This is a genomic window from Mycobacterium sp. 360MFTsu5.1 (genome assembly GCF_000383495.1).
Taxonomy (GTDB): Bacteria; Actinomycetota; Actinomycetes; order Mycobacteriales; family Mycobacteriaceae; genus Mycobacterium; species Mycobacterium mucogenicum_B.
Window position 1 is genome coordinate 309,838 of sequence record NZ_KB911464.1, and the last position, 21,372, is coordinate 331,209.

General features: G+C 65.3%; 20 protein-coding genes and 1 pseudogene. 12 read left to right on the forward strand and 9 right to left on the reverse strand.

Features of this window, described 5'->3' with window-relative positions; all coding sequences use genetic code 11:
* Nucleotides 1-29 precede the first annotated feature (29 nt).
* Nucleotides 30-929, forward strand: coding sequence for a phenylalanine 4-monooxygenase (locus H289_RS0108345; protein WP_020100319.1), 900 nt, complete (start codon nucleotides 30-32; stop codon nucleotides 927-929).
* On the opposite strand, the gene fahA is transcribed toward H289_RS0108345, so the two are convergent.
* From fahA to H289_RS0108365, 4 genes are read right to left on the reverse strand one after another with little or no spacing between them, the layout of a single operon-like run.
* On the reverse strand, nucleotides 916-2,229 hold the full coding sequence (gene fahA, locus H289_RS0108350) for a fumarylacetoacetase (RefSeq protein WP_020100320.1): 1,314 nt from the start codon (nucleotides 2,227-2,229) through the stop codon (nucleotides 916-918). The genes H289_RS0108345 and fahA overlap by 14 nt on opposite strands.
* A complete protein-coding gene (gene hmgA / locus H289_RS0108355; protein ID WP_020100321.1) occupies nucleotides 2,226-3,530 on the reverse strand; it encodes a homogentisate 1,2-dioxygenase in 1,305 nt (434 codons plus the stop codon). The genes fahA and hmgA overlap by 4 nt, the downstream gene beginning before the upstream one ends.
* Nucleotides 3,530-4,747: a 4-hydroxyphenylpyruvate dioxygenase gene (hppD, locus tag H289_RS0108360; protein WP_020100322.1), complete on the reverse strand. Its 1,218-nt coding sequence runs from the start codon at nucleotides 4,745-4,747 to the stop codon at nucleotides 3,530-3,532. The genes hmgA and hppD overlap by 1 nt, the downstream gene beginning before the upstream one ends.
* Before the next feature lie 27 nt (nucleotides 4,748-4,774).
* Nucleotides 4,775-6,295, reverse strand: coding sequence for a DHA2 family efflux MFS transporter permease subunit (locus tag H289_RS0108365; protein ID WP_020100323.1), 1,521 nt, complete (start codon nucleotides 6,293-6,295; stop codon nucleotides 4,775-4,777).
* 159 nt (nucleotides 6,296-6,454) lie between these two features.
* Between H289_RS0108365 and H289_RS0108370 the strand changes: the two genes are divergently transcribed.
* Nucleotides 6,455-7,609, forward strand: a complete 1,155-nt coding sequence (locus H289_RS0108370) for a serine hydrolase domain-containing protein (RefSeq protein WP_020100324.1) — start codon at nucleotides 6,455-6,457, stop codon at nucleotides 7,607-7,609.
* Between the two features lie 20 nt (nucleotides 7,610-7,629).
* On the opposite strand, the gene H289_RS0108375 is transcribed toward H289_RS0108370, so the two are convergent.
* Nucleotides 7,630-9,123: a PucR family transcriptional regulator gene (locus H289_RS0108375; RefSeq protein ID WP_020100325.1), complete on the reverse strand. Its 1,494-nt coding sequence runs from the start codon at nucleotides 9,121-9,123 to the stop codon at nucleotides 7,630-7,632.
* A 220-nt stretch (nucleotides 9,124-9,343) separates the two neighbouring features.
* On the opposite strand from H289_RS0108375, the gene H289_RS0108380 reads away from it, so the two are divergent.
* The 5 genes and pseudogenes from H289_RS0108380 to H289_RS0108400 all read left to right on the forward strand — a co-directional run bounded on the left by H289_RS0108380 (nucleotide 9,344) and on the right by H289_RS0108400 (nucleotide 14,032).
* Nucleotides 9,344-10,804 carry an APC family permease gene (locus H289_RS0108380; RefSeq protein ID WP_020100326.1) on the forward strand — a complete coding sequence of 487 codons (1,461 nt, stop codon included), beginning with the start codon at nucleotides 9,344-9,346 and terminating at the stop codon, nucleotides 10,802-10,804.
* Nucleotides 10,801-11,464: pseudogene (locus tag H289_RS30060) on the forward strand (SDR family NAD(P)-dependent oxidoreductase). The gene H289_RS0108380 and the pseudogene H289_RS30060 overlap by 4 nt, the downstream one beginning before the upstream one ends.
* Nucleotides 11,464-12,219 carry an SDR family NAD(P)-dependent oxidoreductase gene (locus tag H289_RS0108390; protein WP_020100329.1) on the forward strand — a complete coding sequence of 252 codons (756 nt, stop codon included), beginning with the start codon at nucleotides 11,464-11,466 and terminating at the stop codon, nucleotides 12,217-12,219. Before H289_RS30060 ends, H289_RS0108390 begins: the two are co-directional and overlap by 1 nt.
* Complete coding sequence (speB, locus tag H289_RS0108395; RefSeq protein WP_036420366.1) at nucleotides 12,216-13,169, forward strand: agmatinase; 954 nt, start codon at nucleotides 12,216-12,218, stop codon at nucleotides 13,167-13,169. The genes H289_RS0108390 and speB overlap by 4 nt, the downstream gene beginning before the upstream one ends.
* Nucleotides 13,166-14,032, forward strand: coding sequence for a polysaccharide deacetylase family protein (locus H289_RS0108400; RefSeq protein WP_020100331.1), 867 nt, complete (start codon nucleotides 13,166-13,168; stop codon nucleotides 14,030-14,032). Before speB ends, H289_RS0108400 begins: the two co-directional genes overlap by 4 nt.
* Nucleotides 14,033-14,130: 98 nt before the next feature.
* Here the strand turns inward: H289_RS0108400 and H289_RS0108405 are convergent, their stop codons facing one another.
* A complete protein-coding gene (locus H289_RS0108405; RefSeq protein WP_020100332.1) occupies nucleotides 14,131-14,625 on the reverse strand; it encodes a MarR family winged helix-turn-helix transcriptional regulator in 495 nt (164 codons plus the stop codon).
* A gap of 81 nt (nucleotides 14,626-14,706) precedes the next feature.
* Here H289_RS0108405 and H289_RS30065 point away from each other — a divergent pair, with 81 nt between their 5' ends.
* Both H289_RS30065 and H289_RS0108415 read left to right on the forward strand, forming a co-directional pair.
* The gene (locus tag H289_RS30065; RefSeq protein WP_020100333.1) at nucleotides 14,707-15,441 is read left to right on the forward strand and encodes a hypothetical protein; all 735 of its coding nucleotides are present in this window, start codon (nucleotides 14,707-14,709) and stop codon (nucleotides 15,439-15,441) included.
* The gene (locus tag H289_RS0108415; RefSeq protein ID WP_020100334.1) at nucleotides 15,438-16,343 is read left to right on the forward strand and encodes a TIGR03560 family F420-dependent LLM class oxidoreductase; all 906 of its coding nucleotides are present in this window, start codon (nucleotides 15,438-15,440) and stop codon (nucleotides 16,341-16,343) included. Before H289_RS30065 ends, H289_RS0108415 begins: the two co-directional genes overlap by 4 nt.
* Nucleotides 16,344-16,361: 18 nt before the next feature.
* On the opposite strand, the gene H289_RS0108420 is transcribed toward H289_RS0108415, so the two are convergent.
* Together H289_RS0108420 and H289_RS0108425 are read right to left on the reverse strand one after the other, a co-directional pair.
* Nucleotides 16,362-17,681, reverse strand: coding sequence for a cytochrome P450 (locus tag H289_RS0108420; RefSeq protein WP_020100335.1), 1,320 nt, complete (start codon nucleotides 17,679-17,681; stop codon nucleotides 16,362-16,364).
* Between the two features lie 72 nt (nucleotides 17,682-17,753).
* Complete coding sequence (locus H289_RS0108425; RefSeq protein ID WP_020100336.1) at nucleotides 17,754-18,134, reverse strand: nuclear transport factor 2 family protein; 381 nt, start codon at nucleotides 18,132-18,134, stop codon at nucleotides 17,754-17,756.
* A 291-nt stretch (nucleotides 18,135-18,425) separates the two neighbouring features.
* Between H289_RS0108425 and H289_RS0108430 the strand changes: the two genes are divergently transcribed.
* Together H289_RS0108430 and H289_RS0108435 are read left to right on the forward strand one after the other, a co-directional pair.
* Nucleotides 18,426-19,172, forward strand: coding sequence for an alpha/beta hydrolase (locus H289_RS0108430; RefSeq protein WP_020100337.1), 747 nt, complete (start codon nucleotides 18,426-18,428; stop codon nucleotides 19,170-19,172).
* An 83-nt stretch (nucleotides 19,173-19,255) separates the two neighbouring features.
* Nucleotides 19,256-19,858: an LGFP repeat-containing protein gene (locus H289_RS0108435; RefSeq protein WP_020100338.1), complete on the forward strand. Its 603-nt coding sequence runs from the start codon at nucleotides 19,256-19,258 to the stop codon at nucleotides 19,856-19,858.
* Between the two features lie 103 nt (nucleotides 19,859-19,961).
* Here the strand turns inward: H289_RS0108435 and H289_RS0108440 are convergent, their stop codons facing one another.
* Nucleotides 19,962-20,360, reverse strand: coding sequence for a type II toxin-antitoxin system VapC family toxin (locus H289_RS0108440; RefSeq protein WP_020100339.1), 399 nt, complete (start codon nucleotides 20,358-20,360; stop codon nucleotides 19,962-19,964).
* Nucleotides 20,361-20,465: 105 nt separating this feature from the next.
* Between H289_RS0108440 and H289_RS0108445 the strand changes: the two genes are divergently transcribed.
* The gene (locus H289_RS0108445) at nucleotides 20,466-21,326 is read left to right on the forward strand and encodes a helix-turn-helix transcriptional regulator (RefSeq protein WP_036420368.1); all 861 of its coding nucleotides are present in this window, start codon (nucleotides 20,466-20,468) and stop codon (nucleotides 21,324-21,326) included.
* The last annotated feature ends 46 nt before the right edge of the window (nucleotides 21,327-21,372 follow it).

Here is a 21,372-nt window from a genome sequence, read left to right on the forward strand (position 1 = left end):
TGCGACGCCCGGACCCCCGGGAGGCAGCGATGTTCGAGGAAGCGCAGTTGTATGCGCCGGTGACGCGGTCGGGAGATGACGTCACCGTCCATCTGGCTGCGGATCATCCTGGCGCCGTCGACCCGGAATACCGGGCCCGGCGCAACGCAATTGCCGCGCTCGCCATGGATTGGCAGCCCGGGACACCGCCGCCCGTCGCGACCTACACCGACGACGAGCAGGAGGTCTGGCGCATCGCGTGCGCCGAGCTGCACCGGCTGCACCAGCGCCGCGCCTGCACCGAGTATCTGCAGGGCAGGGAGCGGCTGGGGCTTCCCGAGGATCGGATCCCACAACTGGTAGAGGTCAATGAGAAGCTCGGGCCGCTGACCGGCTTTCAGTACGTGCCGGCGGCCGGTCTGGTGCCGCTGCGTGAGTTCTACGGACTGCTCGCCGACGGCATCTTCCACTCCACCCAGTACATCCGGCACCACTCCGTGCCGCTCTACACTCCCGAGCCGGACCTGATCCACGAGGTGGTCGGCCACGGCAATTGCCTGGCGCACGAGCGGTTCGCGGCGCTGTACCGGCTGGCCGGGCAGGCAGCACAGCGGGTGAAGACGACTGAGGCGCTTGAATTCATCTCGAAGGTCTTCTGGTTCTCGCTGGAGTTCGGTGTGGTGCGTCAGCATGGTGAGGTACGCACGTACGGCGCCGGCCTGCTCTCCTCGTTCGGCGAGATCCAGCAGATCGATGTCGCGGATTTGCGGCCATTGAACATCGCCCGGATGGGTGTGCAAACCTACGATATCACGCACTACCAACCGATTCTCTTCTGCGCCAAGGGATTCAGCGAGATCGAGGATGTCGTCGGCGAATTCTTCGCCGAGGTCGACGACACCATGGTGGAGCGCCTGGTGCACGACGCCTCTCAGGTCACGGGTAGGTGATGGCCGATTGGACGACGGCGACGCACTCGCCGAACCCGATGGTGGCCGCGCCGGGGCGATGAGCCCTTGCGCTGAGCGTGATTTCGTCACCATCTTCGAGGAACGTGCGCGTTTCCCCGTTGGGCAGCCTGATCGGGTCTGTGCCGCCGTGACTGAGCTCCAGCAGGCTGCCTTCGGAGCCAGTGTCAGGACCGGACAGGGTGCCGCTGCCGAGCAGGTCGCCGGGCTGCAGGTTGCATCCGTTGCTCGTGTGGTGAGTGACCATTTGCGCGAAGGTCCAGTACATGTGGCGGCTGGATGAGCGGGTGATCGGGTGCGGCGGCTCGCAGTCGTCGCGCATCCGGGCCGTGCTGATATGGACCTGCAGCTCGATATCGAGCCCACCGCTCGCACGGTGCGGCGGGCTGTCGAGGTAGGGCAGGGGCGCGGGATCACCCTCGGGACGATCGAACGGAATCCGGAACGGCGCCAATGCTTCTGGAGTGATCACCCAGGGAGAGACCGTGGTGCCGAAGCTCTTCGCCAGGAATGGGCCAAGAGGCTGGTATTCCCAGGCCTGCACGTCGCGCGCAGACCAGTCGTTGAGCAGGCAGAAACCGGCGATGTGGGATTCGGCGTCATCGATGCGTACCGGCGTGCCGAGTCGGTTCTCCGGGCCGATCCACGCGCCGAGCTCCAGCTCGAAATCCAGGCGCCGCGTGGGTGCCAGCACGGGCGCCGACGCATCGGCGGCCTTCAGCTGCCCATTCGGTCGGCCGATCGGGATCCCACTGACGCGCACGCTGGAGGCACGCCCGTGATAGCCGATGGGCACCCATTTGTAGTTGGGCAGCAGGGGATTGTCGGGCCGGAACAGCGCACCGACGCTACGGGCGTGGTGGATGCCAACGTAGAAATCGGTGTAGTCGCCGATGCGGGCGGGCAGTAGGACGTCGACGTCACGCAGTGGGATGAGCAACGCCGAAACGGCCTGCTGCTGCGGCGCACCCTCGGCAAGCAGTGCGTGCAGCGCCCTACGAAGTGCTATACGGGGACCAGATCCCAAGGCGAACAACACATTCAATGCTCCGTCCGACCCGGCTTCGGCCGCCGCCTGTGCCTCTCCGGTGAGCAGCCCGGACTCGGCGAGGCCACTCAGATGCAGAACCATGTCGCCGATCCGGACAGCACCGCGCGGTTCGACGTCGGCACCGGCCACCACGCCGAACGGAAGGTTCTGCAGCGGAAAGTCAGTATCGGGGCCCGCGGAGGCGACCCAACTCCGTCGGCCCGGATCGTGGGTGATGTCCAGTGCTGTCACGGCTTGTCCGGATCGAATCGCTTGACAAGCCCACTCCAACATTCTGCGTAATCCTGTTGCCGCTGAAGATGATTGGCGGCGTAGGAGGACACCTGCTGCGGGAACCGGGTCTCGAACATGAAGGCCAGCGTGTTCTCCTGCTTCACCGGCTTGAGTTCCTCGGTGCTGGCAGCCTGAAATGCGTTGGCGTCCGGACCATGAGGAGTCATGCTGTTGTGCAGGCTGACGCCACCGGGTACGAAGCCGTTCGGCTTGGCGTCGTACACGCCGCGCACGAGTCCCATGAACTCGCTCATGACGTTCATGTGGTACCACGGCGGCCGGAAGGTGTTCTCCGCGACCATCCACCGCTCGGGGAAGCAGACGAAGTCGACGTTGGCCGTTCCCGGCGTCTCGCTCGGCGAGCTGAGCACCGTGAAGATGGATGGGTCGGCATGGTCGAACAGCACTGGGCCGACGGGGGAGAACCGCCGCATGTCGTACTTGTACGGTGCGTAATTGCCATGCCAGGCAACGACATCCAGCGGTGACTGGGCGATGTCCGCCCGCCAGAGCATGCCGCCCCACTTCACATACATCGTGGATGGGACGTCCCGATCCTCATAGGCCGCGACCGGTGTCAGGAAGTCGCGCGAGTTGGCCAGGCAGTTGGCGCCGATCGGGCCGCGCTCGGGAAGAGTGAAAGGGCCGCCGTAGTTTTCACACAGATAGCCGCGGGCCGGACCGTCGGGCACCTCGATGCGTATCTTCACACCTCGCGGGACGACGACGATCTCACAGGGCTCGGCGTCGATGATCCCGAACTCGGTCCAGAATCGAACATCGCCGTGCTCGAGGACGAACAGCATTTCGGCGTCGCCGTTGTAGAAGTAGGTGTCCACCATCGATGACGTGATGGTGTAGATGCTGTTGGCGAATCCGGTTCGGGTGTTGACGTCCCCGCCGGTGGTGACGGTACGGACGCCGGTGACGAACGTCGTGTCCTCGACCGCGGGATCCGGCAGCGGCAAGGGATTCCAACGCATTTGGGCGATGGGAACGGCAGGAGCGTCGTCGGGTGCGGAGCGCCAGTGCTTGCCGGGGACGGCGGTGAAATCGCCCCAGTGGGCCACGCTCGGCCGAATCCGGTACAGCCACGATCGTTTGTTGGCGGCGCGGGGCGCGGTGAACGGCGACCCGCTGAGCTGCTCGGCATAGAGGCCGTAGGCGCACCGCTGCGGAGAGTTGCGGCCGATGGGCAATGCGCCGGGCAGCGCTTCGCTTTCGAAGCTGTTGCCAAAACCGCTTTGGTACCGAGCCATCACAGGTTCCCGCGCTTTTCCTGCTCACGCTCGATGGACTCGAAGAGCGCCTTGAAGTTGCCCTTGCCGAAACCCAGTGAACCGTGGCGTTCGATGAGTTCGAAGAACACGGTGGGCCGGTCTCCCAACGGCTTGGTGAAGATCTGCAGCAGATATCCGTCCTCGTCACGGTCGACCAGGATGCCGCGCCGCTGCAGTTCCTCGACCGGTACGCGCACCTCGCCGATGCGGGCACGCAGTTCCGGGTCCTCGTAGTACGTGTCCGGGGTGTCGAGGAACTGCACGCCCTGCCGGCGGAGCTCGTCGACGCTGGCCAGGATGTCGTTGGTGGCCAGCGCCAGGTGCTGCACTCCCGGTCCGCGATAGAACTCGAGATACTCGTCGATCTGCGACTTGCGCTTCGCCACAGCCGGTTCGTTGAGCGGGAACTTCACCCGATGGTTGCCGTTGGCGACCACCTTCGACATCAACGCCGAGTAGTCGGTGGCGATGTCGTCGCCGATGAACTCGGCCAGGTTCACAAATCCCATGACCCGGTTATAGAAACCGACCCACTCGTCCATCTTGCCGAGTTCGACGTTGCCGACGACGTGGTCCAGGGCCTGGAACAGGCGCGGGGGCGCACCGTCGCGTCTGACCTGACCACTGGTCGCCGGCTGGTAGCCCGGCAGATAGGGGCCGGTGTAGCGGACGCCGGCGACTTCGCGTTGCACCAGAGTGTGGCGTGTCTGCCCGTAGGTCGCGATGGCGGCCACGCGCACGGTGCCGTGGTCATCAGAGACGTTGTGCGGTTCGTCGAGGACCGTCGCGCCGGCGGCCTTGGCCTGGGCAATGCACTTGTCGACGTCGGGCACCTCCAACGAGATGTCGATGACGCCGTCGCCATGGGTGGCGTGGTGCGCGATCAGGGGGCTGTCGGGACTCACTGCGCCCTTGAGCACGAACCGCACCGATCCCGACCGCAAGACGAACGCCTTGTGGTCGCGATTGCCGTGTTCGGGCCCTGAGTAGGCGACCAGTTCCATGCCCCATGTCGATTGGAAGTAGCTCGCTGCCTCGGTGGCATTGCCGACGACGAAAACGATGGCATCCCAACCGGTTACGGGGAACGGATCATTGCTCGGGTCGTACTCCACCAAGCCCACCAACTGCTTGAGCTGGTTGACGTCGAGCCGGGCCTGCTTCTCCTGGTCGGTCAGGGCGCTCTGGTTCGCCATGTAGACATTCTTCTCCCAAAGGCGGGATTACTCGATGAATTCGTCGCCGTGTTCCGTACGGCCGCGTTCACCGGCGGGAACCTCGGCGAGCGCACAGTGATAGTGGTGACTCGGGGGTTCCTCGTCCGGTTCCTCGGCGAGCAGGTCGTTGGAGATCGTCGCGAACGCGAGCGCTCCGCCGAGGGCCGCAAGGCCGGCCGAGATCAGCATCGCCGTGTGGAAGCCGGCGGTGATCGCGGCGGGCGATCGGAAAGCGTCGCCCGTCAGCCCGGACAGCGGGGGCAGCAAGGCGACGGCCAGCAGCCCCGCGGTGCGCGCCACCGCGTTGTTGACGCCGGACGCCACACCGGCGTGGCGCTCATCAGCGGCTGCGAGGGCGGCGGCCGTGACGGGCGCGACCGTCGCCGCGAGCCCCAACCCGAAGACGACCACGGCGGGGAGCACGACGGTGCTGTACGAGGCGCCCGGGCCGATCCGCGTCATCAGCACCATGCCGGCCGCGATAACGAGCGGACCGATGGTCAGTGGCAGTCGTGGACCGATGCGCTGAGCGAGAGCACCGGACGCCGACGACAGGGCCAGCATGATCGCCGTGACCGGAAGCGCGGCGGCGCCGGCGGCGACGGGGGAGTATCCGAGCCCAGTTTGGAGAACGACCACAAGCAGGAAGAAGACGCCACCCAGTGCGGTGTACACGACGAAGGTCACTGCGTTGGCGCTCGTGAACTGCCGTGAGGAGAAAATGGCCAGCGGCAGCATGGGATTCGCGGTGCGCCGTTCGATCAGGACAAATGCGACCATGGCGATGACGCCGAGCACCCCGGCTGCGAGAACGACCGGTGAATCCCAGCCGCGGTTGGGTCCCTCCACCACCGCGTAGGTCGTACCAGCGAGCCCTGCCGTCGCCGCGGTCGCTCCCGCATAGTCGAGACGGCCGGCGGTCGATGGGTCGCGGCTTTCGGGCACGTGGCGTAGTGCGAGCCACGCGACCAGGCAGCCCAACGGCACATTGATCAGAAAGATGGCGCGCCAATTGATCGCCTGCACCAGATAGCCGCCGAGCAGCGGACCGATTGCCGCGGCGACGCCGCCTAGGGCCGACCACGCGCCGATCGCCTTCGCACGGTCGGTCGGCATGAACACCGATTGGATGATGGCGAGGCTGCCCGGTGTCAGTAGCGCGCCGCCGATGCCCTGCAAAGCGCGTGCCGCGATGAGCATTTCGGCGTTGGGTGCCACCGCACAGATCGCTGAGGCCACCGTGAACCACGCCACGCCGACGACGAACACCCGCTTGCGGCCCAATCGGTCGCCAAGGCTGCCCGACAGCAGGATCAACGCGGCGAGTGTCACCGAATAGGCGCTGACCACCAGTTGCAGGCCGCCGACCTCGGCGTTGAGATCCTGTCCGATTGCCGGTAGCGCGACGTTGACGACTGTCGCGTCGAGCTGCGCCATGCCCGACCCCAGAACGGTGGCGGCGAGAACCCAGCGTCCCGCGGCGCTGCCGAAGCGGACACCGAAAGGTCGACTGCCAACATCGCTCATGCTCGAAGCGATGATCTGTTCGCGAACATTTGTGATCCCCACTGAATCGCTGTCCTGCTGTGAGTGACCGCGCTGATGCGCTCTAAACCTTCGCACAGCATGACCGCTGAGCGGACCGATCGAAGCGATTCGGTGTCGCTCCAGCGGTAACGTGCCGATATGGCAGGACTGACGGAGGGGAGCGTCGATCCCGCGTTCGCCGCTGTGCGCGACATCTTCGAGGCAAGCTTCGCCGACGGACAGAACTGGGGCGCTGCCGTCTCGGTCGTGATCGATGGCAGACCCGTGGCCGATCTGTGGGGCGGGGTCGCTGACACGCGCACGGGCCGACGCTGGGAGCGCGACACGGCGTGCGTCACCTTCTCGTGTACCAAGGCGGTAACCGCGACGGCCGCGCTGATGGTGGCGGAGCGCCACGGTATCGACTTGGAAGCGCCAGTGGTGAGTTGGTGGCCCGAGTACGGCGCGGCGGACAAGGGCGAAACCACGAGTGCGCATCTGCTGTCGCACGCGGCCGGCCTACCCGCTGTGGAGCGTCCCGTTTCGATCGAGCAGGCCGCCGATCCGGAACTGATGGCGGGTCTGCTCGCCGCTCAGCGTCCGTTGTGGGAGCCGGGATCGAGGCACGGCTATCACGCATTCACGTTCGGCTGGCTGGCCGGCGAGATCGTTCGCCGGCACGCGAAAACCACTGTGGGCGAATATGTTCGATCGAACGTCAGCACGGACCTCATGATCGGCGCCAGCGCAGCCGCACTCGAAGGTATCGCCCGTACCGGTTTCCCCGACGCGAGCGAACAGCAATGGGCAACGGACACAACCACAATCCCCGCCACGACGGTCGCACGGCTCGTCGAGGCTTATCGCGATCCACAATCCTTGTTCACCCGTGCCACCGCCAATCCGCCCGCACGCTACAACCATCCCGACGTTCTGGCAGCCGGCTGGCCGGCGAGCGGATTGATAACCACCGCGCGCGCACTGGCCGAGTTCTACGCACGACTGAGTGCCGGCGAGCTGTTGCGTCCGGAGACTCTGGACGACGCAATCCGTCCGCGGCACAGCGGGTCTGATGCTGTCATGGTCCTCGACTCCAGCTACGGGCTGGGGTACATGCGACCGTCTCAGCTGTTCTCGTTTCCGCAGAATGCCGGACCTGGGGCATTCGGGCATCCCGGCGCGGGTGGCGCGTTCGCTTTCGGTGACGCCGATAATCAACTGGCGTTCGCGTTCGTGCCCAACCTACGTCGCGACGCGCTCGCCGGGGATCGCCGTGCCATCGATCTGATCGAAGCGACCTATTCGGCACTTTGAGTCAAACAATGCAACCGAGCTCATGTCGGCACGGTCAACATATCTCTTGCGCGTAGGGCCAGCCAGAATTCGGCGATGGCGGCGGTGTCGCCGATGCGCCTTCCGGTGAGCTCCTCGATTCTCTGGATCCGGTAGACGACCGTCTGGCGATGGATGCCGAGTTCTTTCGCCGTCTGCACCAACGACCGATCGCGTCGCAGATAGGTATCGAGCGTGCGCACCATGTCACTGGAGTGCGCCGCGTCGTAGGCAAGCAGGCGGCCCAGGACTCTGCCGACCACAACGCGCGCTTCCTCCGGGTCGCGCAGCACCGGAAATATCGTCGCGTCGGCGAACCGCGCGATCTGGCTTGCTGTCGCTACGGCTACGCGCACAGCCCACGTCGCCTCGCGCACTGCCACTGGCGCACGCGAGGGAACACCGAGCGGATCGCTGACACCGATGATCGCCTCGCCGCCGAGTCGCTGGTTCAACACTGTGAGCGTGTGGTCGGTGACAGGTACGAGCGCGTAGAGCAGGGTGGCACGGCGCAGCAATAGATGCGGTATGGCGCGGCGGCCGAGACCAAGGTGCAGCTGGCGTTCGGCCGCTGCCGAAACCCCTTCGGCGGCAACGACACAGCTGGTTGCCACATCGAGACCGCGCTCGGCCAGCTCCCGGTCTCCGTCGCGGTCGGTCATCCGGCCGTCGCATAGCTGGCCCATGACCTCCGCACCGATCCGTCGTTCGTGTTCGCGGCGGGCATTCTGCTGTGCGAGCAGGACCGCGACTGCCGACGCCAAGTGCTGCAGGTGGACCATGTCGGTGGTGGGCCCGCGAAATGCGTACGTCACCAGCGCCGTCGGTTCCTCGTCGGGTACCTCGACAACGAGGGCCCGATGCGTTCCGACGGACACGTGGAGCACCCCGGGAATCGCGCCACGCCGACCTCCGATTTCACTGACGACCGCCTCACGCAGATCTGCCGGCAGCGGTTCGGATGACTCCAAAGCAACCAAGCCGGTGGAGGCATCCAGTACTGCGATCCGGCACGACAGGTCGCGCTCCAGCTGTGCAAGCACGTTGGCAGGCGGTGAATTGGACACCGATTGTCGAATCACGTTGTACACCCGCTCGGTGACCGCGACGCGTCCGCTGCCCGCCGCATCAGCGACGGCTCGGCCGATCGACGCGAAGCCGACCGAATAGGGGACCGTCATGACGGGGAAGCCCAGATCGTCGGCCAGCGCGATCGCTGACCGGGTTAGCGCGGGGGTGGCGCCGTCCAATCCGATCACCATCCCGCACACACCGTTCGCAGCAATGCCGCGGATCAATGCTGTCTGGCCGCGCGCGGATTCCGTCAGCGTCTGCCCGTTCTTCATCAGCAGTTCGCCGCCGGCCAGATACAGCCACGGCTCTTCGAGGTCCGAGGTCTGAGCCCATGTCACCGGCTTGTCCAAACCGCCGCTGCCGGCCTCGAGCGTCAGCCGGAGATGAGGCGTCTCCAAGAGATCGCGAACGCGATACGCCATTGGTTCGTTACCCCACCGACATCTGATTTCGAACTGTGCAAAATGCCAGTTCATGGGGGTTCAGGCAGCGTCGAGCTGCCAACGGGACGGACAAGACCACTGTCGAGGCTAGACGATCGTACGGTTGATCGGCCACATTTCATACTACCGACGTATTCCTTTCGCCCGGCTCTCGGCCCACAGTTGCCGCAGTCGAGACATCCAGCGAAGGGAAGCCAAGATGGCCGAATCCATCGACACGACTGCCGTAGCGGCAGCCGTTCCCGAACGGTTGCAGCGCGGGTTTAGTTTCCGCTCGGCGCTGTCGTTGGCGTTCGCCGACGTATCGCCGATTGCGGCGGTATACGCGATCTTCACCCTGGGCCTGTTCGCCGCGGGGCCGCAGTTCTTCTGGGCGTTCCCGATCGTGTTGATCGGGCAGCTGCTCGTGGCCGCGGTGTTCGGCGAGCTTGCGTCGCGGTGGCCGTACGCCGGCAGCGTCTACCAGTGGTCGCGCCACGTACAGGGCACCACATGGGGCTGGGTGGCCGCCTGGGCCTACATGTGGGGGCTGACGATCGCACTCGGCACGTTGTCATATGCCGCGGGCGGCTTCCTGCTCAACATCTTCGGTGTATCCGAACCACAAAGATGGCAGATCACATCTGTCGCGGTCGCCATCATCTTGGTCGGGACGGCCGTCAACATGGTGGGCCGGCAGGTGTTGAAAGTGATGGTTGCCGTGAGCATCACTTGCGAAGTCGTCGGCTCACTGGGTCTCGGCTTGGTGTTGCTGATCTTCTACCGCGAAAACCCTTTCTCGGCACTGTTTTCCAGTGCGGGTATCCCTGATGCGGCGTCGTGGGCATCCGGACCGATGCTGCTGGCGATCGCTTACGTCGGGTGGTCGTTCCTCGGGTTCGAGGCGGCGGGATCGGTCGCCGAGGAGGTCGACGAACCGGAACGCAACGTGCCGAAGGCCATCATCCTGGCACTGCTTCTCGTCGGTCTCGTCGTGATGTTCTCCGCTGCGGCACTGATCCTTTCGATTCCGAACCTTCCCGCTGTCGTGAGCGCGCAGTCCGGCGACGTGGTCGCCGATACCCTGACTGCGCATCTGGGCGCCGGGGTGACGAAACCGCTGCTCGCGATGTTCGTCATCGGCTTCGTGTCGAGCTTCCTCGCCGTACAAGCCGCTGTATCGCGGTGCATCTGGGGTGCCGCACGCGATCACAGCCTGCCCGGCTCCAAAGTGCTCGGCGGTTTGGCGGGCCCAGAACGCCTGCCGGTCAACGCCATCGGACTGACCGCGGTCGTGGCAATCGTTTTCGTACTGCTCGCAGGCACGCAGTTTTACAACATCCTGGTGAACTTCAACATCATCGGGTTCTACATTGCATTCGGAGTGCCCGTGATCGGCGCTGCTCTCGCCCGGATGACCGGTCGGTGGAAACCTGGCGCGTTCAGCCTCGGGAAGTGGGGAGCCCCGGTCACTTATGTTGCCGCTCTGTGGATCATCTTCGAGACGGTGAACGTCGCATGGCCCCGCATCCAGCCAGGCCAACCCTGGTACATCAACTGGGCCAGCGTGCTGACAACGCTGGTGCTGGGTGTCGTCGGCGTGGTGATCTACCTGTCGGTACGCCGCGGCATTCAGGCGCCTATCGCCGAACGCTTGAGCAATGCGGAAGTGCCTCAGTGAGCCCGGTCGCAGTGGTCACCGGCGCGTCGTCCGGGATCGGCGCAGCGGTCGCGGCCGCACTGGAGGGATATGACGTTGTGGGACTGGACCTCAACGAGCCGGCGCCGTTCGGCATCGACGTCTCCGATGCGGTCGCTGTCGATGACGCCATACATCGAGTAGCCTGGGCCGATCGACGTGGTCGTCAGCGCAGCAGGGCACTACGAGTCGATTACGATCGCCGACATCACGCGCGAACAACTGCACCGCATGTTGCGCGTGCACCTCGGCGGGCTGCGTAACGTCGTGCGAGCGGTACTGCCGTCAATGATCGAGCGACGTACGGGAGCCATCGTTGCGGTGACCTCGGAGCTGGCCATCGGCGGCGGCGATGCCGACGCACACTACGCGGCCGCCAAAGGCGCCATCATCGGTCTGGTACGGAGCCTGGCCGCCGAAGTGGCCGAATACGGCATTCGGATCAATGCGGTCGCACCCGGCCCCACCGACACGCCTCTGCTAGCAACCGACTCACCCTGGCGCGCAGTGGAATACCTCGAGACGCTGCCGGCACGACGGCTGGCGCGTCCGGCGGAAGTCGCCGAGGCGGTCCGGTATCTGGTCGACGCGCAGTTCTGTACCGGCGAAGTCCTGTCGCCGAACAGCGGGGCGGTGATCTGATGCATTCCGGACGTATCGCCTTGGTCACCGGCGCGACGCAGGGGATCGGCGCGGCGATAGCCACGCGGTTGGCGAGCGAGGGCGCCATCGTCGGCGTCAACGGTCCCGTGCACGACGCGCCGATGGATGCCGTAGTCACTGCGGTCGACGGGTTCCCCGCCGTTGCCGACGTTTCCGATCCCGATGCCGTCGCCGCGATGGTCGGCGAGATCGAGCGCACGCGGGGGCCGGTGGACATTCTCGTGTGCAACGCCGCATACATGACGATGGCGCCGTTCGTCGACCACGATGACGACGACTGGTGGAAGATCATCGACACCAACCTGGCGGGCACGGTGTACCTGGTGCAGGCGGTGCTTGCCGGCATGCGTAATCGAGGCGGCGGCAACATCGTCATCATCTCGTCGGAATGGGGGGTCGTCGGATGGCCCAATGCCACCGCCTATTCGGCGTCCAAGGCCGGCTTGATCGCCCTCACGAAGTCCCTCGGCCGTGAATTGGCGCCGGAGAGCATCACTGTCAACGCGATCGCGCCCGGCGTCATCGATACGCCGCAACTGCAGGTGGACGCCGACGACGCAGGCATCAGCCTGGAACAGATGCACGAGCAGTATGGACGCGGTATTCCGTTGGGCCGCATCGGTGAACCGGAGGAGATCGCACGAGCGGTATCCCTGCTGGCGCGCTCGGACATGGGCGCATTCGTCGGCCAGACTATTCAGATCAATGGAGGAGCGACACGGTGCCGGACATGAACCATCAACCCATTCAGCCTGTTGATGGGACCGTGGTACCACGGTATGCGGGCTTCTCTACGTTCGCGCGATTGCCGCGTATCGAAGATGTGCCGAGCTACGACGTCGCGGTCGTGGGGATTCCATTCGACGCCGGAGTGAGCTATCGGCCGGGTGCCCGGTTCGGTCCCGGCCATGTCCGGCAATGCTCGCGGGTACTGCGACCCTACAATCCGCAGATGCAGGTGTCGCCCTTCGCCAGCCAGCAGGTGGTCGACGCCGGCGACATCCCCTGTACGCCATATGACATCGCGACCGCGGCACGCCAGATCGAAGAGCATGCGACCGCGTTGACAGCCAACGGTGCGCGGTTGATCACGATCGGCGGCGACCACACAATCGCCTACCCGCTGTTGCGGGTGCACCGCAAGCTTTACGGGCCGGTGGCGCTGGTGCACTTCGACGCGCACCTGGACACCTGGGAGACCTACTTCGATGCGCCGTTGACGCACGGTACGCCATTTCGCCGCGCTGCCGAGGACGGCCTGTTTGTCTCGGGCCACAGCGCGCACGTTGGGATCCGGGGTTCGCACTACTCGCCGAACGATCTGACGTCAGACGCGGAACTGGGATTCACGGTGGTGCACTGCAGGGAGTTCCAGAAGCGCAGCGTCGAGGACGTCGTCGGGCAACTGCGAGAGACCATCGGCGACCTTCCGCTCTACGTGTCGATCGACATCGACGTGCTCGACCCGGCGCATGCACCCGGTACGGGCACACCTGAGATCGGCGGCTTGACGAGTCGCGAATTGCTCGAGCTGGTAAGGGGATTCGACGGCCTCAACCTGGTGGGCGCGGATATCGTCGAAGTGGCGCCGGCGTACGACCATGCTGAGCTCACTGGTATCGCCGCAGCGTGCCTGGCCTATGAACTCCTCGCATTGCTGGCCCGGGCTCGGTGTCACGCATGACGGTCCCGCCGGTACCGTGGCCCAGCGGCAAGCGCTGCGCAGCGTCGTTTTCGTTCGACGTCGACGCGGAGTCGGCGATGCTCGGAGTCGATCCATCACATGCCGATCGGATGTCGGCGATCAGTCACCAGGCGTACGGTCCGCTGACAGGTGTGCCACGACTACTGAAAACCCTTGCCAAACATGGCATTCGGTCGACCTTCTTCGTCCCTGGATACACCGCGGTGCGCTATCCGGACGTGATCCGATCGATCGTCGACCATGGTCACGAGGTCGCGCACCATGGATATCTCCACGAGCCGATGCGTGGCCTCACCGAAGCTCAAGAATCCGCAATTCTGGACCGTGGACTGGAGGCGCTCGAGTCGGTGACGGGGATACGGCCCAGAGGGTACCGAGCCCCGATGTGGGAGTTGAACTGGCATTCACCAAAATTGCTGCGTGACAGAGGATTTCTCTATGACAGCAGCCTGATGGACACCGACCACCCGTATGAGCTGGCCGTGGAAGCCGGCAGTTCACTGGTTGAGATCCCGATCCAGTGGGCGCTCGACGATTGGGAGCAGTACTGCTACATACCCGAGTTCAGCGGTTCGGGACTGATCGAGAGCCCGACGAAGGCGATCGAATTGTGGCGTTTGGAGTTTGATGCCATGCGTGCCGAGAGCGGTTGCTTCGTGCTGACCAACCACCCGTTCCTATCGGGGCGGCCGTCGAGAGCGGTTGCGCTCGACGGGCTGATCGAGTACGTGTGCGCCCAGGACGACGTGTGGGTGGCGAGCCTCGGGGAGATTGCGGGCCATGTGCGTGGGCTTGGGTTGACGGCGCGTTCGATCGAACGTCCGAACCCTGCTGATTTCTAGTTTCTAGCTTTCCTGTGACCAGGCTGCATTGCGCGAAACTCCAGCCGCTACCGGCGCTATTGGGCGGACGCCCCCGGTGCCGGCTGTCGCCGTGCGGTTTACCTTGCGCCTCGCCGTCGGCCGAGTTGACGGAAGCCCGGGTGTACCGCCGGTGTCAGGCCCTGCTGGTCTGCGAGGGTCGCGAGCAGTTCGTTGAGCGTCTTGCGTTGTTGGCTGGTCAAGCCGGACGTCAGCTCTTGTTCGTGCTCACGAGCGATCTCCGAAAGCGTCTGCATCAACTTCTCGCCCGATTTGGTCAGGTACAACGCGTACAGACGCCGATCGGTTGGGTTTCGCCGGCGCTCGACCTCACCTCGTGACTCGAGTTCGTCGAGGTATGCGACCACTCGGCTGGGCAGCAGACCCAGCAGCCCGCTCAGTTCCTGCTGACTGAGGCCCGGCTGGGTGGCGATCATCCGCAAGATGCCGGCGTGTGGCGGCGTCAGCTTCACGGCCACAAGGCGTTCGGCGAACAACTGAGCGGCGTGGTGTCCGAGCTGGGCGAGCAGGAACGCGACACCGCCCCGCTGCTGGGCGCTGGAAGCTGATGACATGGACGAACAATACACGGACAGAACCGTTCACTTTGTGAATGAGGTTGACGTGTCCAGTTCACCGAGAATATCGTTCATCATATGAACGATTACACCCGCGATCGACCGACCGCCACCAGCCGGGCGCCGCAGCAGGGCGGGCCGCCGCTATGGCTTCTGGGCACGATTTCGCTCGGCCTGCTGCTCTGCGGCGTCATCTTGGGTGTCGTGCTGGGCGGCATGCCGCCGCTGCCGTACGGGAATTCACCGGCAGTGCTCGACTACTTCCGTGCGCATTCGTCGTCGGCGCAGGTGTGCGCGGTCTTCGTCTTCGGGTCGTCTGTGCCGCTCCTGATCTACGCGGCCACGGCCAGTGCGCGACTACGGCAGCTCGGCGTCACCGCACCGGGCGCCACCATCGCCCTGGCCGGCGGCGTACTGGCTGCTGGGGGACTGGGATTGTCGAGCTTGCTGCTGTGGACACTGTCGCGGCCGGAGATCCTCTCCGACGGCCCACTAATCAACGCGCTCTACTACCTGGTGTTCCTCTCCGGCGGCGTAGCGCACGTCGTGATGCTCGGACTGCTGACGGCCGGCCTCGCGGTACCGGCGCTGATCCTGCGTCTGGTGCCGCGGACCCTGGCGTGGATCGGCCTCGGGATCGCCGTGGCCGCCGAGCTGACGACGCTGGTTCTCATCTGGCCGCCTGCCGCGCCGCTCCTTCCGGTCGCCAGGTTCTCGGCTCTGATCTGGCTTGTCGCCGTTGGCTTCCTGCTGCCGAAGCGCCGCGCCGCCCGCAACCGGCCAGAGCATGCCGTCCCCGGTGGGCCGGCATGAGACTCAGCGTCAGCGTCACCAACTTCTCGTGGCCGGAGGGACCAACCGCCATTCGCGCAAATCTCGCCGCCGTGGCTGAATTCCTCGACGGCACAGCCGTTGACACGCTCTGGGTGGCGGACCATCTGCTGCAGGCGGACCCCGCCAGCCGGCTGGATGAGCCGATGCTGGAGGCGTACACCACGCTCGGGTTCCTGGCCGCCAAAACCTCGGAGTTGCGGCTCGGCACCTTGGTCACCGCAACGACGTTCCGCGACCCGGCGCTGTTGATCAAAGCCGTCACCACTTTGGACGTATTGTCCGGCGGACGAGCATGGTTGGGGCTGGGTGCCGGCTACAACGCCGACGAAGCGCGAGCGCTCGGGCTGTTCCTGCCGCCGACTGGCGAACGATTCGACCGCATGGGCGAGTTGCTCCAGCTGGCCCGCCGAATGTGGGACGGCGACGAATCTCCTTACGAGGGCCGCTATTACCGCGCTGAACACCCCATCGGCAGGCCACGGCCGACCACGCGGCCACCCGTTCTGATCGGCGGCACCGGTGAACGCCGTACCTTGCGCATGGTTGCCGAATACGCAGATGCCTGCAACCTGTTCGATATCCCGAACGGGGACAGCGTGATTCGTCGTCAGCTCGACGCGCTCGAGCGGCATTGTGACGAGATCGGGCGGCCGCGTCAGGAGATCGAACACACTCTCACTACCGCATTGACTCCCGGTGAGTCCGCCGACCAGCTGGTCGAACGTTGCCGGAAACTGGCGGGTCTCGCCATCCAGCACGTCGTCGTGATCGCTCGCGGCCGGCCGTGGACGCTCACCGAGCTCGGCGTCGTGGTCAGTGCCGCAAGCCAACTGGCGACAGTAGAGCCCAGCGCTGTCTGCGGGTCTTCACGGACCGTGTGACGACGCGTCAACGCGTCGTCACACGGAGCTGACCGGTGCCGGCGCGAGCGAGACGGGGAGATAGCTGATTCCGCGCAGCAGCGTGCTGTCGTTCGTGGCCGGCGTACCCGCGAGAGCGAGATTGGGGAACCGCGCGAACAGTGCCTCCAGGCCGATCTGCAGTTCCATGCGCGCCAAGGGAGCACCCAGGCAGACGTGGCTGCCGGTGCCGAAGCTGACGTGATCGCGGGCGTTGGCGCGTGCCGTGTCGAATTGGTCGGGGCGCTCGAACACCGCTGGGTCGCGGTTGGCGCCGGCAAGGAGCTGGAAGACGGCGGTCCCCTTTTGCACCGGGTATCCGCCGACCTCAACGTCCTCAGTCGCCACTCTGACTCCGATCTGGGAGACCGAGTCGTAGCGCAGGATCTCCTCGACGGCGTTGGGCCAGCCCTCCGGATGGGCCTGGAGGCGTGCCAGCTGGTCGGGATGATTGAGCAGTGCTACGACGGCGTTGCCGAATTGATGTGCGGTAGTGAGGAATCCGGCACCGAGGAGTAGGCCCGCAAACGTCCTGACCTCGAAGTCGGAGAGTTCGGTGTCCTGGACAACGGCGGCCAGGATGCTGTCATCGGCGCTTGCACCGCGCAATCGGTCGATGTGGGCGGCAAGGTATCCCTCCAGCTCGCGCAGCGCCGCGACGGCGGTCTGGAAGTTCCGCCACGAAGGTGCGGTGGTGGTGATCAACTTGGAGGTGGCTTCACCCATTTCGTAGAGGTAGGGCGCCTCCGCGCGGGGAATTCCCAGCATGTCCGCGATGATCTCGATGGGGATTCGGGACGCGTAGGCGACCGCCAAGTCGCATTCGCCGCTGCCGTCGTCGAGTTCGTTCAGCAAGCGGTCGGCGACGTCGTGGATGCGATGTCGAAGCCCGTCGGTGGCTTTCGGCGTGAAGGCCCGCGACACCAGGCGACGCAGGCGCGCATGGTCGGGTTCGTCGACCATCAGGAGTGACGGCGGTTCGACGGGATTGATGACGCGGGGATCGGTCTTCTCGAACAGACGCTGGATGGTGCGGAACGGCGACCGATCGTACGGTTTTGCAGTGCGGAAACGATTGTCGCGCAAAGTTTCTCGAGTGATTTGCAGATCGGCGGTCACCAGGGCGTTGCCGCCGAATGCCGGCGCCATTCGTCCCTGCTGGCGAATCTGCTCGATCAGGTCGTACGCGCGGTCATGCTGACCGTCATCGAGAAGCAGTTGGGCGAATGGGTCGCCCCGGCGCGCGAGCAGCTTCAGCGTCGCGCGGGGGAGCCCATACCCCATCAGCCAGTGCGCCCGGTTCTTCAGATCGATATTCACGTTGTTCGTCCCCCCGCGGATCGACTACCGCCAGGCTAGACGGAATGCCGCGCGCATCTCCCAGGATCGAAATCATCGGTAGTAGCCATCGCTGGCCAGGATCTCGACTCCGCGCCAACCCCAGTAGACGCGATGAGCCTGGATCAATCCGTGCTCGATCTCCATGACCTCGACAAAATCCATCTGCTGGCCGTCCGGTGTCTCGCGGGGATACTCCCAGGTGGCGCGGTGGCCGTCGGTGAAGAATCCGGCGCGGTAGTAGTGCCGCTCGTCCGGGGTACGTGCCACCACCTCGGTCAGGAAAGATCTGAGTTCCTCATGGCCCCGACACACCCCAGGCCCGCCCAGGATGTGCGCTGCCACCGGGCTTTCCAGGATGGCGTCCGGTGCGTAGCAAGCCAACAGGGCCTCGACATCGTGGTTCGCCAGCGCTTCTTCCCACGCATGCGTCACTGCTTCGATTCCTCGGTTATCGACTTCGTCAGAGTTTGCAGAGTTCATGGCTCCAGAATGCGCCGCCGATGCTTCGGCGCCGGTCGAAGTGTGGCGGCACAGCCGCATCCCGTGACGAAAATGGTTGGCCGCAAAAAGAAGCCGCTGCTAGTTTCGTTGGCGGGCCATGCGAGAGGACGAGGAGGCGGTACCCGTGAACGAATCGACGTGGGTGCTCCTCACCAGGGCCACGGTTGGGCGATAGGTCGTCCCGGGAGCGCCGTCTCACGAGCACTCCCGAAAGGCACGACCATGGATTTCATTTCCGAACAGCGTCTCGACGACGGCAGCGTCGAGCGGTCATTCACTCTTGACAACATCCCGGGCATCCTCTGGACGCCCGGCTCTTCACCCGCACCGCTGATCCTGTTGGGGCATCCCGGCGGCCTGCGTCAGATGTATCCGCGACTCGCGAACCGTGCCCGCGGCGCCTTGGCGAACGGGTTCGCCGCGGCGACCATCGAGCTACCCGGCAGTGGTGATCGCCCTCGCTTGGCTGATCTTGAGCGGGCCCGCGCCGATCTGCACCGGGCGCTTGCCGCGGGCCAGCCTGTCAGCGACATCGTCGACCGCCTCGTCATGCCCTTGGTCGACGCCGCGGTCCCGGAATGGCAGTCGACCCTTGACGTACTCCTCTCGTTGCCGGAGGTCGGCGGTCCGGTCGGCTTCTCCGGCGGGGTGATGGCCATCGGTATCCGGTTGGCGGTGGTCGAACCACGCATCGTGGCCGCTGGACTATTCGCCGGTAGTTTCGTCCCTCGCTCCATGTTCGACGAGGCCCGTCAGGTCACGATTCCCGTGCACGTCCTGCTGCAGTGGGACGACGAATCGAACGACCGCCAGATGGCGCTCGAGGTATTCGATGCCTTTGGCTCCCGAGAAAAGACGTTGCACGCCAACATGGGTGGCCACACCGGCGTCCCGAAATTCGCGGGGGAGGACGCGGCCCGCTTCTTCACCCGGCACCTCGCCCCAGGCGCTGAGTGTGCGCGCAGCTGAAGTGGCTCCGTTATGGTCGTGACCGGGCCGGGGCATCAGCTGCAATATGACGCGCACCACAGGAAAGACGTGAGGGGAAACCTATGAACACGAGCACGTACCGCCGCACAACAATCGCCGGCCTGGCCGCCGTCGCACTGACCGTTGCCGGCTGCAGCACTGACACGAGCAGCGATGTCGCGGCGCAGCCGCAGGTCGCGTTGGTTGTGACGTCCGAAGTTCCGGCGCCGCCCACCCAGGTGAAGCTCACAGGGGAGAGGGACGTCGAGGTCACGCTGACCGGCCCGATCGCCGCCAAATACGCGTCGGCCACGGACAAGCAGAAGGCGGCCCTCGGCAAGCCACTGACAGGCGATCACAACGCCGGAACTCGCGACAGCGGCGTCGTCTTCCAGCAGTTCCAGGGCGGCGCGATCGTGGCCAAGAACAGCCAGCCGGGCACGCCCGCCTACATCATCTGGGGCAAAATCCGCGAGGCCTGGAATGTGCAACGCGACGCGGACGGCGTGCCGTCGGTCACCGGCACGAACGGCTCGGCAGGCCCGCTGGGCGTCCTCACAAGCGACGAGAATCCCGTCGGCGATCAGCTCGTCACCACATTCGAGCACGGCAAGATCGCGTACAACACGACGACCGGCCAGGTCGAGGTAACGGTCAACGGCAAGGTCGTGCCGTCCGGGCTTTAGCTTCAGATACACCGCGCTGCGCGCGGGATGATCAAAAGGCCTCCGATGAACGCAACCGACCGCTGATGCGGCGCCTGAACGGCGACCCGGCTGCGCACCTAGCTCAGCACAGAATGTCAGCTGGTGACACGGTTTGCACGAAAGCGCTTGCGGCTGAAGCAAGGTCCTGGTCCGAAGTGGCCAGTGCGTCGGCCTGCAACCGAGTGAGTGCGATGTACTCGGCTCGGTAGGTATCCGGCCAATTCAACTCGGCCGCTATTCGCCATGCGGTGTCCTGCAGGGATCGATCGCCGAGAAGCCGGATTCGTAGCCCGCGGACGCCGTCGAGCACTTTCCGGCCTGCCCGTTCATCGATGTCGCCGCGGCGCACCGACTCGTAAACAAGGGCAAGGACCTGCGAGCGCAAGAGTGTTGGAGCCGCCAGACTGTGCTGCGGCGGAATGGCAGCTTCGGACGTGGCGAGCAAGATGGCCACCGGCGCGTCGATGACGAACGTTGTCATCTCAGCACCATCGCACGCCCGAGTTCGCGACGCACCCAGCATCGATAGCTGCCTGTCACTGCCAGGGACAGGCGCGCCGCGGATCCGTCACGCACGATGGAAAACATGACGGACGCACGCGGATCGGGCGGGCAGCAGCTCGCGGACTTTCTTCGTAGTCGGCGGGCAGCCGCCGACACGGCGCTACTGCCGGGGCTGGTCGGTCTGGGGCCGCGCCGGGTGCCCGGGTTGCGCCGCGAAGAACTGGCCGAAGCGGCTGGGGTGTCGTTGACGTACTACACGCGCTTGGAGCAGGGGCTGGCCACCAATCCCTCGACCCAGGTGCTGGACGCGCTGGCAAGGGCCCTCGGGCTCGACGAGGCCGAACGGGCGCACTTACAGCGGCTGGCCGCGGTCGGCGACACCAAGGTGCGAGCGGGGCGAACCCAGCTGCGTCCCGATTGCGTCACCCTGCTGGACGCGATGCCCGACATCGCCGCCGTCGCACTGTCGCCGTTGCAAGACATCATCGCCTGGAATCGACTGGGCCATGCGCTGCTTGCACCGCACCTGTCACCGGCTGCGCCATACAGTGCCGAACCGCCCAACAAAGTGGCGATGATGTTCATCGACGCACACGCGCGCAGCCTCCATCGCGAGTGGGAAGCCGAGGCCACCTTGGCAGTGGCCTCGCTGCGCTATGTCAGCGCCGGCCATGTTGCCGAGGCCGACCTCGCCCGTCTGGTCGGCAACCTGAGTGTGGCCAGTGAGGACTTCGCGCAATTGTGGGCGGCGCAACCCGTGGCGTTGTGTACGCACGGCATCAAGCGCTACCACCACCCGGTGGTGGGGCGGCTGGACCTGCATTTCCAGATCCTGCATCTGCCCGAAGACAACGGTCACCGGCTGCTGTTGCAACACGCCGAACCCGGGTCCAGCGATGAGGCTGCGCTGCGCCTGCTGGCCAGCACCACCATCACCGAGTAGCGCTGCGTAGCGAATATCGCTGCGCGGCAACAGGAAATTCTCAATC